This is a genomic window from Dermacoccus sp. Tok2021 (assembly GCF_019895135.1).
In the GTDB taxonomy this organism is placed as follows: Bacteria; Actinomycetota; Actinomycetes; order Actinomycetales; family Dermatophilaceae; genus Dermacoccus; species Dermacoccus abyssi.
In genome coordinates, this window is sequence record NZ_JAGTHU010000038.1 from 1 (window position 1) to 14484 (window position 14484).

Consider the following 14484-nt stretch of genomic DNA (forward strand, 5'->3'; position numbering starts at 1 on the left):
CGGGCCCCCGCCGCGGGGCCCCCCCCCCCCCCCCCCCGGGGGGGGGGCCCCCCCCCCCGGGGGCGCCCCCCCCCCCGCGTCGTCGGTGCAGCGAAGACGGCGGGTCAGGCCTCCGGCTTGTCCGCCTGGCTGTCGCCGGGTGCCTTGTCGATCGAGCGCTCGGTCTCGTGGGCGCCGTGACCCGGCATCGCCCAGCGGGCCGTCGTCATGCCCTCGGCCTTGGCGCGCTCGAGGGCGTCCTCGACGGTCTTGGCGGCGTCGTCCGCGCCGATCCAGTGCGAGCCCTCCTCGACGGACTTACCCGGCTCGAGCGCCTTGTAGGTCTCGAAGAAGTGCTGCATCTCGCTGAGCGTGAAGTCCGAGATGTCCTTGATGTCCGTGACGTGGTCCTGACGCGGGTCACCCGCGGGCACGCACAGGATCTTGTCGTCGCCACCGGCCTCGTCGACCATCTTGAAGACGCCGATCGAGCGCGCACGCACGACACAGCCGGGGAACGTGGGCTCGTCAATGAGCAGCAGCGCGTCCAGCGGGTCGCCGTCCTCACCGAGGGTGTCCTCGATGTAGCCGTAGTCGGCCGGGTAGTGCATCGCCGTGAAGAGGATGCGGTCCAGACGGATGCGACCGGTCTCGTGGTCGATCTCGTACTTGTTGCGCGTGCCGCGCGGAATCTCGATGGTGACGTCGAACTCCATGGTTCGTGGCCCTCCGATAGCTGGTGTAATAGTCCCTGCTCAGTGTTCCGTACTGGGACGGCGAATGGGAAACGAGGGTGTCGATGTCGGCGAAGAAGTGGGCGAGCGCTGGGCTCGTCGTCGCACTTCTCGGCGGGTACGCCACTCTGGACGCCTTCGATGTGGCACCCGGCGTCCTCACTCTCGAGCGTGGCAACGAACCGCGCACCGTCACCCACGAGGGCACGACGTACGAGCCTGTGCGCGGCGTCTCGTCGGCGCCTGCGCTGCCCACCGCCGCGAACGGCCCGGCGCCGTCGGCCGATGCGGTCAAGAGGAGCGTCGAGACGTCCCTCAAGAGCACGTGGTTGGGGCCGACGACGGCCGTCACGGTGCGGGACGCCGACACGGGTGAGGTTCTCTACGAGCACGATTCGAAGAAGGCGACCACGCCCGCGTCCGTGACGAAGCTGGCGTCGGCGTTCGCCGTCGCTCACAGCGACCTTCCCCTCGAGAAGGGGCTGAAGACCCGCACCACACTGAGCGGGACCACCCTGACGCTCGTCGGCGGCGGCGACATGGTTCTCGCGCCGGGTGCGGGCGACGGCTCCAAGATCGCCGGGCACGCGGGGCTCGGCGATCTCGCTGCGTCGACGGCGGCGCAGCTGAAGAAGCGCGGCCTGACGTCGGTCACCCTCGACACGAACACCTCCTACGCCGACGGCCCCGACACGGCGAAGGGGTGGGAGGAAGGCTTCCTCTCCTACGGGTTCACCGCCCGCATCTCCACGCTCGCGCTCGCGGACGACCGCGCCGACAACCGCACCCCGGCCGTGGCCGACCCGACGAAGAACGCCGCCGACGCGTTCACGCGTGAACTCGCGAAGCGCGGCATCAAGGTCACCTACGGCACGAACGTGAAGACCGCGACGAGCGGCACGGAGCTCGCGTCCGTGGAATCGGCTCCTGTGCTCGACCTGCTCGGGCTCGCACTGCAGGACTCGGACAACGCGATGACCGAATCCCTCGCGCGCCAGGCCGCGGCAGCCGAAGGAGTCCACGGCGACAGCACGGTTGTCGGAACCTGGGTGACGAAGAAGTTGAAGGACGAGGGTGTCGACGTCTCCGGCATGAAGCTCGCCGACGCGAGCGGTCTCTCCAAGGGGACGACGCTGCCGGTGCGCATCATCGGCGACATCCTGTCGCGAGCCACGAGCGGCAAGGATGCGAAGTACGCGGAGGTCGTCTCGCGGCTGCCGGTTTCGGCGTGGAACGGAACGCTGCACGACCGCTACACGCGTACCGAGTCCGAGGCCGGCGCGGGCCTCGTGCACGCGAAGACGGGCTCGTTGACGGGCGTCTCGTCGCTGGCCGGTGAACTGCGTACGGTCGGTGGTCACCGTCTCGTCTTCGCCGTGACGACGAACGGTGACTTCCCCGAGGGGGCGGTGGGCGCGAAAACTGCCGTCGACCACCTCGTGGCCCAGTTGACGACATTGAAGTGATCGACGGCCGTTCGTGCGTGGCCCTCGAGGCGAGGGTCAGCCGCGGCGGCGGCGAGTGGCGAAGGCTCCGGCTCCGATGAGACCGGCTCCGGCGAGGGCGCCGACGCCCCAGACCGTCGAGTTGTCACCGTCGTTGTAGTCGGTGTTCACCTTCGGGCCCTCCGAGTCCTTCGGCGCGGAACCCTGCGCGGGGGCAGCGCCCGACTTCGTCGGCGTCGAACCCGTGGGGGCCTGCGGCGCCGTGGTCGAGCCGCCGTTCGTGGCACCGGGGATCGTCACGTTGACCGTCTTGCTGATCTGCTGGCCGGCGCCGCCGGTGCAGACGGTGGCGTTCAGCGTCACCTTGTAGGTGCCCGGGCCGGCGAAGCGGAAGGTGGCGGGGTCACCGGTCAGCGCCGACGTGTTCACCGGCACCGAACCCGATGTCGTGCAGGCGGCAACGCCGCTGTCACCCGCCGCATTGCCGGTGATCTGGGTCGCACCCTTGGGCGCCACCAGGTTGAAGCTCATGGGCAGGGCCACTCGTTCGCGCTTTCCCCCGATGAGCATCTCGTGCTGGGTGCCGGTGAGGTAGGGCGTGAGCGTCGCGGTGTTGCCCTTGACGGTGTAGCGGATGTGTGGGGTCACGCCGACCTTGGCCGGCGTGGTCGTCGTCGTACCGTCGGCTCCGACGGTGACCTTGTACTTCTTCGTCAACCCGTCGTTGCCCGTGGTGCCGCAGTAGTAGCCGGTGACCGTGATCGTGTACGTTCCCGGCTTCGCGTAGGTGTGCTTGAGGCCCGTGACCTTGTCCTTGAACGTGGTCGTCTCACCGGACGAAGCGCAGGTCGAGCCGCCCATGCCGTCGCCTCCGGTGACCGGCGTACCGTCGCCGTAATCGATGTCGAAGCCCGCGGACTCACCGTCCGAGTAGGCCTTGCCGTCGGCCATCTTCATGAACTGGGAGCCCTCGCCGAGGTAGGTGAGGGTGACGGTGTTTCCGCTGACCTTCGTGGTGACTTCCACGTTGATGCCGGGAACGTTCGTACCTGCGTGAGCCGGAGCGGCGAGGGCCATGATTCCCATGGCGGACGCGGCAGCGACGGTGGGGGCCATGCGCGATGTGCGGAACATGATGACTCCTTGGGTTGGGAGCGGCGCCTTGTGCGTCGGCTACAGGAGTGAGACGTGGATCACCTCCGTCGAGGTTCCGCCGATTGACGATCTTCTTTCCCATAATCGATCGACACAGACCGGAAACCTGTGTGATTCCGGGGGTGTCGGGGGTTGGCGCTAGCCTGAGATTCATGGCAGACCGCACCTATATCGACTGGCGATTCGCGCGATCGTCGGGCCGCCGACTGAGTACGGCAGGGCCCCGGCTCGAGGCGAACGAGATGGCCGAGGTCGTTGCCGAGCTGCGTGACGCTGCCGTGCGTGCGCACGATCCGGTAGCCGAAACGGCGCAGCTCGGCACAGATGGTGACCTGGGGCCGGTGCACATCGTCGACAGGGCCACGTGGATCGACGTCAATGTCGTCTCGCTCGAGGGCATGCTGGCGCCGGTCGTCGACAAGATTACGGCCAAGCGCCTCGCCGGACCGGTTTCCCGCGCGGTGACGGCGAAGGTCAGTGGCGGCGAACTCGGCGGCCTCATGGCGTTCATGTCGAGCAAGGTGCTCGGCCAGTACGACATTGCACCGGGTGGCACGCCGTCACTCATGCTCGTGGCCCCGAACGTCGTCGCGGTGGAACGCGAACTCGATGTCGACCCCCACGACTTCCGTCTCTGGGTGTGTCTGCACGAAGAGACCCACCGGGTTCAGTTCACGGCCGTGCCGTGGCTGCGCGAGCACGTCGTGAGCGGAGCCCGCGATCTCCTCGTCGAGATGGCGCCCACGCCCGAGGAGATGGCCGAGCGTGTCGGCGAGATGGCCAAACGGCTGCCCGAGGTTTTCCGCGAGGGCTCGATGGGCCTCACGGATCTGTTCGCCACGCCGGAGCAGCGTGAACGTATGGCCCAGCTGACGGCCGTCATGTCGTTGCTCGAGGGGCACGCCGACGTCGTCATGGACGACGTGGGTCCGCAGGTCGTGCCGAGCGTCGAGACCATCCGTGCCCGGTTCGGTGAGCGTCGTGACGGACTCGGCAATGTCGATCGCCTGCTGCGCCGCCTCATGGGACTCGAAGCGAAGATGCGTCAGTACAAGGACGGTGCGGCGTTCGTGCGATCGGTGCAGAGCAAGGTCGGTGTCGATGGATTCAACGCTGTGTGGGCAGAACCGGTCAACCTGCCGACGCCCGCGGAGATCCAGCGCCCGCAGCTGTGGGTCGAGCGCGTCCACGGCTCCCTGTTCAAGTAGGTCATCTTCCATGCCCGGCCCCCATCCCGCTGTCGCGCTGACGCGCCTCGCCGTTCGTCACGGGCTGCGGCGCACTTTCGCGCGTCACAACCCGCGCCACGGAGTGCCGCGCGTCGTCGTGGGCGTGAGCGGGGGAGCCGATTCCCTTGCGCTGGCAGCGGCGCTCGCGTTCGAGGCGCCCAAGCAGGACGTCGAGGTCGACGTCGTCATCGTCGATCACGGGCTGCAGAAGGCTTCGGCCGAGGTGGCAGCTCGAGCGGCGAACGCGTGCACCGAGAAGCTCGGGTACGCGCCGGAGCGGGTGCGTGTCGTGCGGGTCGAGGTCGACGCATTGTCCGCTGACGGGCCCGAGGCCGCCGCCCGCATCGCTCGTCACGAGGCGCTCCTGAGCGTGGCCGACGAGGTCGGTGCCGCGCGCGTCGTCCTCGCTCACACGGCCGACGACCAAGCCGAACAGGTGCTTCTTGCGCTGTTGCGGGGCAGCGGAACCACCGCCCTCGCCGGCATGCGCCCCGACCGTGACGGTCTGCTGCGCCCCTTCCTTCTCGGCTCCGACGTCGTGCCCGGCGGCCCTGTCACCCGGGAACACACGGAAGCGGCCTGCGTGGCACTCGATCTCGAGCCGTGGCACGACCCCCACAACGACGACCTGCGCTACGCCCGCGTCCGGGCCCGGCGAGCACTCGGCCTGCTCGAACGCGACCTCGACGCCCCGACGCTGCGCCGCAGTCTCTTCCGGAGCGCGGCCGCGGCCGGTCGGGACGCCGACCTGTTCACCCGCCTCACCGACGAGGCCCTCACCCGTCTCACGGGAACCCCGGACGAGACGCAGTGGCCCGCGCACTGGCCGGTCGAAGCGCTCGGCGCACTCGACCCCGCGCTGCGCATCCGTGCCCTGCGTCGGTTGCTCGTGCTGCACGGTGCACGCTCGAGTGAGCTCGCTCAGCATCACCTCGCCGACGTCGAGCGGCTGCTCGTCGCCTGGCACGGTCAGGGCCCGATCGACGTGCCCGGCAACGTCGTCGTCAGCCGAATCGGGGGCGAGGTCGTCATCGGCCCGCGCAATGTCGGACAATGACTGGAGCACGCCACGTGGGCGTGCCCGCATCGAGCATGAGTCGCCACGAGCACAAGGAGCCTTCGATGGACTCTTCCCACATGGGAAACGACCTCGAGAACGTGCTGTTCACCGAGGAGCAGATTCACCAGCGTCTGGACGAACTCGCCCAGGACATCTGGCGTGACTACGAGGGCAAGGACGTTCTGCTCGTCGGCGTGCTCAAGGGCGCCATCCTCGTCATGGCCGACCTCATGCGCGCCCTCCCGGGCAGCGTTCCCATGGACTGGATGGCCGTCAGCTCCTACGGTTCCGGCACGAAGAGTTCCGGGGTCGTGCGCATCCTCAAAGACCTCGACACCGACATCACGAACAAGCACGTGCTCATCGTCGAGGACATCATCGACTCGGGCCTGACGCTGAGCTGGATCCGCAGCAACCTCGAGTCGCGCAGCCCCGCGTCCGTCGAGGTCTGCACGCTGTTGCGCAAGCCGGAGGCCGCGAAGGTCGAGATTGACTGCAAGTACGTCGGTTTCGAGATCCCGAACGCCTTCGTCGTCGGCTACGGCCTCGACTTCGACGAGAAGTACCGCAACCTGCGCGACATCGGCACGCTCGCCCCGCACGTCTACTCCTGACCTGCGCATCCGATCGACCCGTCCGCCGGCATCGGTGTGCGCATGTTCGGAACAACCGGCGCACACCACACGTTGACGACGTGTTGACACGCATTCTCGACGAGAGGATCGGGGCCCGCCCCGCATCACATGAACGGTAAGAAGCTCCTCCGGGCCCCCGGCCTGTGGATGATCGTGGCGCTCGGTGCTGCCCTGCTCTTCTACATGGCGAGCAACATCGGCGGGTACTCGCGCATCGACACGTCCCAGGCTGTGTCGCTCATCAACAGCGACAAGGTCGAAAGCGCCAAGGTGACGCCCGACAGCGTCAGCCTCACGCTGAAGCAGAAGCAGGACATCGGCAGCCTCAAGGGCGTCGAGCGGGTCGAGGCCGACTACGTCGACGCTCGTGGCGAGCAGATCGTCAACGCGCTCAACGCTCACCAGCCGCCCAAGGGCTTCACCGACGACCCGCAGCGCCAGGGCATCTTCGTCAGCCTGCTGATGAACCTGCTGCCCATCCTGCTGCTCGTCGGTCTGTTCTGGTTCTTCATGAGCCAGGCGCAGGGCGGCGGCTCCAAGGTGATGCAGTTCGGCAAGTCGAAGGCCAAGCTGCACAGCAAGGACATGCCGACGACGAAGTTCGCCGACGTCGCCGGTGCCGACGAGGCCGTCGAGGAACTCAAGGAGATCAAGGACTTCCTCGCCGACCCGGAGAAGTACGAGCGCATCGGTGCCAAGATTCCGCGCGGTGTGCTGCTCTACGGTCCTCCCGGAACGGGTAAGACGCTCCTCGCGCGCGCCGTTGCCGGTGAGGCCAACGTGCCGTTCTACACGATCTCCGGCTCCGACTTCGTCGAGATGTTCGTCGGTGTCGGTGCGAGCCGTGTGCGTGACCTGTTCACGCAGGCCAAGGAGAACTCGCCCGCGATCATCTTCGTCGACGAGATCGACGCCGTCGGTCGTCACCGTGGCGCCGGCCTCGGCGGTGGCCACGACGAGCGCGAGCAGACGCTCAACCAGCTCCTCGTCGAGATGGACGGCTTCGACGACCGCACGCGCGTCATCCTCATCGCCGCGACGAACCGCCCCGACATTCTCGACCCGGCGCTGCTGCGCCCGGGCCGCTTCGACCGTCAGATCGCCGTCGAGGCCCCCGACATGGGCGGGCGCCACCACATCCTGCAGGTGCACGCACAGGGCAAGCCGATGGCCAAGGACGTCGACCTCATGTCGGTCGCACGCCGTACGCCGGGCTTCTCCGGTGCGGAGCTCGAGAACGTGCTCAACGAGGCCGCGCTGCTCACGGCGCGCACGAACGGCACGATCATCACGAACGAGGCACTCGACGAGGCCATCGACCGCGTCATGGCCGGCCCGCAGAAGAAGTCGCGCCCGATGAGCGCCAAGGAGCGCAAGGTCACCGCGTACCACGAGGGTGGACATGCGCTCGTCGCCGCGGCGATGAACAACACCGACCCGGTCAGCAAGATCACGATCATGCCGCGTGGCCGCGCCCTCGGTTACACGATGGTGCTGCCCACCGACGACAAGTACTCGACGACGCGCAACGAGCTGCTCGACCAGCTCGCCTACGCACTCGGCGGTCGCGTCGCCGAGGAGATGGTCTTCCACGACCCGTCCACCGGTGCGAGCAACGACATCGAGAAGGCCACGAGCATTGCCCGCAAGATGGTCACGCAGTTCGGCATGAGCGAGAACGTCGGCGCGGTGCACCTCGGCAACTCCGGCGGTGAGGTCTTCCTCGGTCGCGACATGGGCGGCAACAACCGCGAGTACTCCGAGGACATCGCTTCGGTCATCGACCGTGAGGTCCGCAAGCTCATCGAGGCGGCGCACGACGAGGCGTGGCGCGCTCTGGGCAACAACCGCGACATCCTCGACGCGCTCGTGCTCGAACTGCTCGAGAAGGAGACCCTCGAGGCCGAGCGTCTCGCCGAGATCTTCGCGAACGTCCGCAAGGAGCCGAAGCGCGACGTGTGGCTCTCGAGCGCCGACCGTCACGTGAGCACCCGTGGCCCGGTCATGACGCCTGCCGAGGAGCGTGCGCTCGCGGCGGGCAAGAACATCGACGACAACGAGCCCAAGGACGAGGTCACCCTCTACCCGCCGCAGCCGCCGGCCGGCCCCGGAACGCAGGGGCCCACGGACACGGATCCGGGTCTTGGCTGACACGAACGCCGTGCCGAGCGGCGAGGTCGACCTTCCGCGGATCGAGGCTGCGGTTCGGGAGATCCTCGCCGCCGTCGGTGAGGACCCGGATCGTGAGGGTCTGCTCGACACTCCGGCCCGCGTCGCCCGCGCCTACGCGGAGACCTTCGTCGGCCTGCGCCAGACGCCGGCCGACGTCCTCGACAAGACGTTCGACGTCGAGCACGAGGAGCTCATCCTCGTGCGGGACATCGAGGTCTACTCCACGTGCGAGCACCACCTCGTGCCGTTCCACGGCGTCGCGCACGTCGGCTACATCCCGTCTCCCTCGGGGCGCGTGACGGGCCTGTCGAAGCTCGCACGCCTCGTCGACGTGTACGCCAAGCGTCCGCAGGTGCAGGAGCGCCTCACGACGCAGATCGCGGACGCCCTCGTCGAGCACCTCGACGCGCAGGGCGTCATCGTCGTCATCGAGGCCGAGCACCTGTGCATGTCGATGCGCGGTATCCGTAAGCCGGGTGCGCGCACCATCACGTCCGCGGTGCGCGGGCAGCTGCGCAACACGGCCACGCGCGCTGAGGCAATGAGCCTCCTCATGGGCAAGTGACGACGATGTACTCGTTGCCACGACCGGGGGCGTCCGGGCGCCCGCTCGTCATGGGTGTCGTCAACGTGACGCCCGATTCGTTCAGCGACGGCGGGCGCTGGTTCGACACCGCGGCCGCCGTGGCGCACGGGCAGGAACTGCTCGAGCAGGGCGCGGACATCCTTGATGTCGGCGGTGAGTCGACGCGCCCCGGCGCGAAGCGCCCCGACGAGGACGAGGAACTGCGCCGGGTCGTGCCGGTCGTGCGTGAACTCGCGACCGCGGGTGCGTGCGTCAGTGTCGACACGATGCGGGCGAGCGTCGCCCAGGCTGCCGTGGAGGCGGGTGCAGCGATCATCAACGACGTCAGTGGGGCGCTCGCTGACGAGGCGATGCCACGCGTCGCAGCCGAGACCGGTGCCGCGTTCATCGCGATGCACTGGCGTGGGCACTCGGTCGACATGCAGCAGCGCACCGTCTACGCCGACATCGTCGCCGACGTCGTGGCGGAGCTGACGGCGAGCGTGGAGACGCTGCTCGCGGCCGGTGTGTCGCGTGAGAAGCTCGTCGTCGACCCGGGTTTCGGGTTCGCGAAGACGGGGGAGCAGAACTGGGAGCTGCTCTCGCGCATGGGGGAGTTCGACGTACTCGGCCTGCCGGTGCTGTGGGGCACGTCGCGCAAGACGTTCCTCGGACGTGTCGGGCGCTCGCCGGCGCTGGTGACTGAGGACGGCGCCGTCCAGCCTGCGGAGCGTGACGCCGCGACGGCCGCGACCAGCCTGCTGGCAGCCCAGCACGGCGCGTGGGGTGTGCGCGTCCATGACGTTCCCTCGACGCTCGCCGCCCTCGACGTCGCGGTCGCGGCAGGGCAGATTGGCGTTCTGGGCCGCTCGTCGAGCCGCGGCTCAGCGCGATCACTGGGATGACGAAGACGCACGGAAGGTAGGGCGATGAGCGACACGATCACACTCACGGGGCTCGCGATCAGCGCACGCCACGGTGTGCTCGACTTCGAGAAGCAGATCCCGCAGCCGTTCGTCGTCGACCTTTCGCTCGAAGCCGACTTGGCGCCCGCGGGGCGTAGCGACGACCTCACCGCCTCGCTGTCGTACGCCGACGTCGCGGCGCGCGTCGTCGAGGTAGCCAGCGGAGAGCCTGTCGACCTCATCGAAACTCTCGCCGAGCGCATCGCCGACGCCGGCCTCGAGTGGGCGTTCGTCGAGGCCGTGGACGTGACGGTGCGCAAGCCGCACGCGCCCGCTGGGGTTCCGTTCACCCCGACCACGGGCGTCATGGCTGGGCCCGCTGTGTCGGTGCGCCGCGAGCGACGTCGTGCGGTCGTCATTGCGATGGGAACGAACCTCGGGCGTCGGGTGGCGACCATGCGTTCTGCGCTGGAATCGCTGCGCGCTCTCGACGGTCTCGACGTCGTGCACGTGTCGCCGCTCGTCGAGACCGACCCGGTCGGTGGCGTCGGGCAGCCTGACTATCTCAACGCCGTCGTCGTCGGTTTCACGCGCCTCACGGGGGAGCACCTGCTGGCCGAACTGCATCGCATCGAGGCCGAACACGGCCGTCGTCGCGACGTGCGCTGGGGCGCGCGCACCCTCGACCTCGACGTCATTGCCTTGGGCACGCCGGGGGAGTCGGACGAGGTGCGTGCCGGTGGCGAGCGTGACGGTGTGACGGCCGGCGCCGCGGAGGCGTCGAAGTCGCCGCTGGCGTTGCCGCATCCGCGAGCCCACGAGCGGGCGTTCGTCGTCGTGCCGTGGTGGCAGGCGGCGCCGTGGATGACGCTGCGGACTCCCGAGGGTGTTGTCGCGCTCGACGACCACGTGCGCGCGCTCGACGTCGCGGGGGTACGTCGCGGCCCGGCGTGGGACGCCGAGGAGCACCTCGACCTCGAAGGAGGCCTTCGATGAAGCCGCTTGCACCGCGCTCCGCGCTGATCGCGGGCGTCGTCGTCACGGCGGTGACGGCGCTCGCCATGCAGCTCGTGCGCAACGGCGGGAACGCGCTGCCGCAGCACAGCTGGTGGGAGATGCTGCTCGTCGTCGCGCTCTCGGGGGCGCTCGTGGCGGGCGGGTGGCGCGTGCGCGACCAGGTGCGCACACGGACGAAGGCAAAGCGCGAGGCCGACGCCCGACTTCGCGCGGGCCAGGATGAAGCACTGGCCCGCAGCGCTGCGGCCGGCGTCATGCAGGGCCACGAGGGGCCGAGCGCCGACACGGCGCGTCGCGTCGTCGTGTTCTCGCAGGCGGCGGCAATCGGTGGTGCGGTGCTCACGGGCTGGTACGCGGGGCAGGCCGTCGTGCAGTTCGGACGCCTGCATATCGCGTCGGTACGCTCCGCGGTGATTCTGCTCGGCGCGCTCGTCGTCGCGTCGGTGGTGCTGTCCGTGCTCGGTTTCGTCGTACAGAAGTGGTGCACGATTCCCGACGACGAGCGCTGACCCGGCAACCACTTCGTTCACGGTCCCGCCAGTCACCGAGCGCGCGGCTCACGGACGGAGCCGCACGCCTTGATGGCAGGTTTGGCTGAAGATGGCGCGGATGTCGTCCGCATCTTCGACCAAACCCACCATCTTCGATGGCGGGCACAAGCATGAGGGCCGCCCCGGAAGCTCCCGGGGCGGCCCTCGCCGTGCGTCAGTTGTGATCAGCCGCGGCGGCGACCGACGACGACAGCGCCACCGAGTGCAGCGATGCCGGCGGCAGCGAACGCGAAGCCGGCGAGGTTCGTCGGCTGCGACATGTCGGCGTAGTCGGTCTCGACCTTCGGGCCCATCGTCGTGCTCGGCGAACTGGACGGCATCGGCGACGTCGTCGAGGAGTCCGTGGGCTCCGAGGTGGGCGTCGTGGGCTCACTCGTCGGTGTCGTCGGGTCCGTCGTCGGCGTGGTGGGGTCGGTGGTCGGCGTGGTCGGGTCCGTCGTCGGAGTTGTCGGGTCCGTGGTGGGGGTCGTCGGATCCGTTGTCGGCGTGGTGGGTTCCGTCGTCGGAACGCTGCCGACCTGGATCGTGCCGATCGTCGTGTCCGCGCCGGCGGCGGCCTTGCAGCCGATGTGGAGAACGAAGCCGGAGTCCGTCGTCAGCGTGGCGGAGAAGCTGCCCGCCTTGACGGCGAGCGCACCGGCCGTCGTAGGCGCCGTGAACGACTGGCCGGAGCCCTTCGCCACCGTGGTGAGGTTGCCCGACGCCGGAACCGGCGTGTTCGCGACCGTGAGCTTCGCGGTGCCGTCGGTGTCGCCGACCGAGTAGTTGGCCTCCGAGGTGCCCTCGACCGTCTTGATGTTGAGCGAACGCATCTGGGCTGTTGCGTCGTCACCCGTCGTCACGTTGGCCGTGATCGAAGGTGCCGGAACCGTGGCGCCGGGCTCGACGCTCGCGGGCAGGTCGGTCGTCATCGACACGGTCCACGGCTGCTGGAACGTGATGCCGAGGTCGGTGACGGAGCAGGAGTAGTTGACGGTCTTCGTTGCCGCGGACGCACCCTGCGAACTGGCGAGCGCGAAGGCGCCGCCGGCGAGGGCGAGGCTCAGTGCACCGGCACCGGCGAGGCCACGACGGGCGGCAACAGGCGCTGCGTGACGGGGGGAGGGCTTGCTCATGGGAGGACTCCTCAGGCGTTTATCAGGGACGTATTGCCCGGTGAAGGGTTGCGGGCAACACGTGCCCTACCGTTGAGAGTAGAGCGTTGTGACCTGCTGCACAGTCAAAACGGGCAATGAGGTTACGCCGACGTAAGCGACGAGGGTTCGGCCGATGCGCCTCGATCCAGGGGATGCACGCTGCCGTTGGCAGAATCCTCCGAAGGCTCTGGGTCCTACCAACTGCAAGGGCTGTTCCTACTTGTCGATGTCCCTTGCTCCAAGGAGAAACACCCCGCGGCTGGCAGAACCCTCCGCAAGCTCCGGGCCCTACCAACCGCAAGGGCTGTTCCTACTTGTCGATGTCCATTGCTCCAAGTGAGAGCACCCCGGGCGTGCCGGAAGCCGTCCTCGCTGCGCTGCGGCGATTCCCAGCACGCCCAAGGGCTGCACTCACTTGTCGATGTCCCTTGCTCCAAGGAGAAACACCCCGCGGCTGGCAGAACCCTCCGCAAGCTCCGGGCCCTACCAACCGCAAGGGCTGTTCCTACTTGTCGATATCCCCAACCACAAAGAACATCGACCCCAAAATCGCCACCATGTCCGCGAGGAGCTCGCCCTCCATCACCTCGCCCAAGCAACTCATGTTGTTGAACGAGGCCGACCGCAGCTTCAGACGCCATGGCGTCTTCTCGCCGCGCGAGACGAGGTAGTACCCGTTGAAACCGAGCGGGTTCTCCGTCGCCGCGTAGCCCGAACCCTCGGGCACCTTGAGCACCTTCGGCAACTTCACGTTCACCGGGCCCTGTGGCAGCGACCGCAGCTTCTCGATGCACGCATCCGCGAGGTCGAGCGAGACGTGCGTCTGGTCGAGCAGCACCTCGAGTCGCGCCAAGGAATCGCCCTCCGGGCGCGTGATGACGCGGCCCGGGCCGCCCGGGGAGAACAACTCGCCGTAGGCGAGGTAGGGGTCGTCGCGGCGCAGGTCGACGTCGACACCCGCGGCGCGCGCGATCGGCCCCGAGATGCCGTACTGCTCCACCATCGCCGGCGTGATGACGCCGACGCCCTTCGTCCGGGCGTTGAGGATCGGGTTGCCGACGATGAAGCTCTCGATCTCCGGCATGCGACGGCGCACCGTCGCGACGGCCTCGGCGGCACGGTCGAGCCAACCTGCGGGGATGTCGTCGCGCAGCCCGCCGATGCGGTTGAACATGTAGTGCAGGCGGCCGCCGGCGATCTCCTCCATGACGGCCTGCAGTTCCTCGCGCTCGCGGAACACGTAGAACATCGGCGTGATAGCGCCGAGCTCCAACGGGTACGAGCCGAGGAACATGAGGTGGTTGAGCACCCGGTTCAGTTCGGAGAGCAACGTGCGCGTCCACGTCGCGCGCTCGGGCACCTCCATGCCGAGTGCCCGCTCGACCGCGAGGCACACGCCGATCTCGCTGCTGAACGCCGAAAGCCAGTCGTGACGGTTCGCCAGCACGAGGATCTGCCGGTAGTCGCGCACCTCGAACAGCTTCTCCGCACCGCGGTGCATGTACCCGACGATCGGTTCGCACTTCGTGATGCGCTCGCCGTCGAGGGTGATGCGCAGGCGCAGGACGCCGTGCGTGGCCGGGTGCTGCGGGCCGATGTTGAGCACCATGTCCGACGTCGCGAGACCCCCGGCTCCCATGCCGACCGTCAGTTCACGCGCGCTCGTAGACATGCGGTCAAGTCTGCCAAAGCGGGACGGCAGTCGTCGGGCGCGCCACGCGCCGGACGGCGGGCGGTCGCCGAGGCGGGCGGTGCGTCGGCGGCGCAGGGGAAGCAGGTGCGCTGACGCCGCCCTCGCACGAAGAGTCCTACACCCCGGGCGTTGAGGTGCGCCCGGGGCGTCCTGTCCCTTGTGTCCTCATGTCTCGCCCCGTAGCGACGAAGGTGGGGCGCCCGGGGGG

At 68.6% G+C, this 14484-nt stretch carries 13 protein-coding genes; 9 read left to right on the forward strand and 4 right to left on the reverse strand.

The features are described 5' to 3' along the window. Positions 1-104: 104 nt before the first annotated feature. The gene (locus tag K9D12_RS14365; protein WP_223060553.1) at positions 105-695 is read right to left on the reverse strand and encodes an inorganic diphosphatase; all 591 of its coding nucleotides are present in this window, start codon (positions 693-695) and stop codon (positions 105-107) included. A gap of 83 nt (positions 696-778) precedes the next feature. Here K9D12_RS14365 and dacB point away from each other — a divergent pair, with 83 nt between their 5' ends. Next, the gene (gene dacB, locus K9D12_RS14370; RefSeq protein ID WP_223060554.1) at positions 779-2179 is read left to right on the forward strand and encodes a D-alanyl-D-alanine carboxypeptidase/D-alanyl-D-alanine-endopeptidase; all 1401 of its coding nucleotides are present in this window, start codon (positions 779-781) and stop codon (positions 2177-2179) included. Between the two features lie 36 nt (positions 2180-2215). Here dacB and K9D12_RS14375 read toward each other — a convergent pair whose 3' ends face one another. Beyond that, the gene (locus tag K9D12_RS14375; RefSeq protein WP_223060555.1) at positions 2216-3292 is read right to left on the reverse strand and encodes a hypothetical protein; all 1077 of its coding nucleotides are present in this window, start codon (positions 3290-3292) and stop codon (positions 2216-2218) included. 173 nt (positions 3293-3465) lie between these two features. On the opposite strand from K9D12_RS14375, the gene K9D12_RS14380 reads away from it, so the two are divergent. From K9D12_RS14380 to K9D12_RS14415, 8 genes are all read left to right on the forward strand, one after another. After that, positions 3466-4521 carry a zinc-dependent metalloprotease gene (locus K9D12_RS14380; protein WP_129664944.1) on the forward strand — a complete coding sequence of 352 codons (1056 nt, stop codon included), beginning with the start codon at positions 3466-3468 and terminating at the stop codon, positions 4519-4521. A gap of 10 nt (positions 4522-4531) precedes the next feature. Then, on the forward strand, positions 4532-5599 hold the full coding sequence (gene tilS, locus K9D12_RS14385; protein WP_129664946.1) for a tRNA lysidine(34) synthetase TilS: 1068 nt from the start codon (positions 4532-4534) through the stop codon (positions 5597-5599). Between the two features lie 65 nt (positions 5600-5664). Further along, entirely contained in the window at positions 5665-6216 is a 552-nt protein-coding gene (hpt, locus tag K9D12_RS14390; RefSeq protein ID WP_129664948.1) for a hypoxanthine phosphoribosyltransferase, read from the forward strand. A gap of 129 nt (positions 6217-6345) precedes the next feature. After that, positions 6346-8388 (forward strand): ATP-dependent zinc metalloprotease FtsH, encoded by a 2043-nt coding sequence (gene ftsH, locus K9D12_RS14395; RefSeq protein WP_129664950.1) that lies wholly within the window; start codon positions 6346-6348, stop codon positions 8386-8388. Further along, positions 8381-8974, forward strand: coding sequence for a GTP cyclohydrolase I FolE (gene folE, locus K9D12_RS14400; RefSeq protein WP_129664952.1), 594 nt, complete (start codon positions 8381-8383; stop codon positions 8972-8974). The genes ftsH and folE overlap by 8 nt, the downstream gene beginning before the upstream one ends. Before the next feature lie 5 nt (positions 8975-8979). After that, on the forward strand, positions 8980-9879 hold the full coding sequence (folP, locus tag K9D12_RS14405; protein ID WP_225911341.1) for a dihydropteroate synthase: 900 nt from the start codon (positions 8980-8982) through the stop codon (positions 9877-9879). A 24-nt stretch (positions 9880-9903) separates the two neighbouring features. Next, positions 9904-10875, forward strand: a complete 972-nt coding sequence (gene folK / locus K9D12_RS14410; protein ID WP_129664954.1) for a 2-amino-4-hydroxy-6-hydroxymethyldihydropteridine diphosphokinase — start codon at positions 9904-9906, stop codon at positions 10873-10875. After that, positions 10872-11405, forward strand: a complete 534-nt coding sequence (locus K9D12_RS14415; protein WP_129664956.1) for a DUF3180 domain-containing protein — start codon at positions 10872-10874, stop codon at positions 11403-11405. Before folK ends, K9D12_RS14415 begins: the two co-directional genes overlap by 4 nt. A 206-nt stretch (positions 11406-11611) precedes the next feature. On the opposite strand, the gene K9D12_RS14420 is transcribed toward K9D12_RS14415, so the two are convergent. Both K9D12_RS14420 and K9D12_RS14425 read right to left on the reverse strand, forming a co-directional pair. Next, positions 11612-12562 carry a DUF6801 domain-containing protein gene (locus tag K9D12_RS14420; RefSeq protein ID WP_223060556.1) on the reverse strand — a complete coding sequence of 317 codons (951 nt, stop codon included), beginning with the start codon at positions 12560-12562 and terminating at the stop codon, positions 11612-11614. Positions 12563-13088: 526 nt separating this feature from the next. Then, positions 13089-14255 carry an NADH-quinone oxidoreductase subunit D gene (locus K9D12_RS14425; protein ID WP_118915078.1) on the reverse strand — a complete coding sequence of 389 codons (1167 nt, stop codon included), beginning with the start codon at positions 14253-14255 and terminating at the stop codon, positions 13089-13091. Positions 14256-14484 lie beyond the last annotated feature (229 nt).

Bases quoted from the DNA above. Each gene is read 5' to 3' on its own strand.
- folK (WP_129664954.1), top strand. From the start codon at position 9,904: ATGAGCGACACGATCACACTCACGGGGCTCGCGATCAGCGCACGCCAC.
- K9D12_RS14415 (WP_129664956.1), top strand. From the start codon at position 10,872: ATGAAGCCGCTTGCACCGCGCTCCGCGCTGATCGCGGGCGTCGTCGTC.
- K9D12_RS14420 (WP_223060556.1), bottom strand. From the start codon at position 12,562: ATGAGCAAGCCCTCCCCCCGTCACGCAGCGCCTGTTGCCGCCCGTCGT.
- K9D12_RS14375 (WP_223060555.1), bottom strand. From the start codon at position 3,292: ATGTTCCGCACATCGCGCATGGCCCCCACCGTCGCTGCCGCGTCCGCC.
- K9D12_RS14365 (WP_223060553.1), bottom strand. From the start codon at position 695: ATGGAGTTCGACGTCACCATCGAGATTCCGCGCGGCACGCGCAACAAG.
- K9D12_RS14425 (WP_118915078.1), bottom strand. From the start codon at position 14,255: ATGTCTACGAGCGCGCGTGAACTGACGGTCGGCATGGGAGCCGGGGGT.
- tilS (WP_129664946.1), top strand. From the start codon at position 4,532: ATGCCCGGCCCCCATCCCGCTGTCGCGCTGACGCGCCTCGCCGTTCGT.
- dacB (WP_223060554.1), top strand. From the start codon at position 779: ATGTCGGCGAAGAAGTGGGCGAGCGCTGGGCTCGTCGTCGCACTTCTC.
- folP (WP_225911341.1), top strand. From the start codon at position 8,980: ATGTACTCGTTGCCACGACCGGGGGCGTCCGGGCGCCCGCTCGTCATG.
- hpt (WP_129664948.1), top strand. From the start codon at position 5,665: ATGGACTCTTCCCACATGGGAAACGACCTCGAGAACGTGCTGTTCACC.
- ftsH (WP_129664950.1), top strand. From the start codon at position 6,346: ATGAACGGTAAGAAGCTCCTCCGGGCCCCCGGCCTGTGGATGATCGTG.
- K9D12_RS14380 (WP_129664944.1), top strand. From the start codon at position 3,466: ATGGCAGACCGCACCTATATCGACTGGCGATTCGCGCGATCGTCGGGC.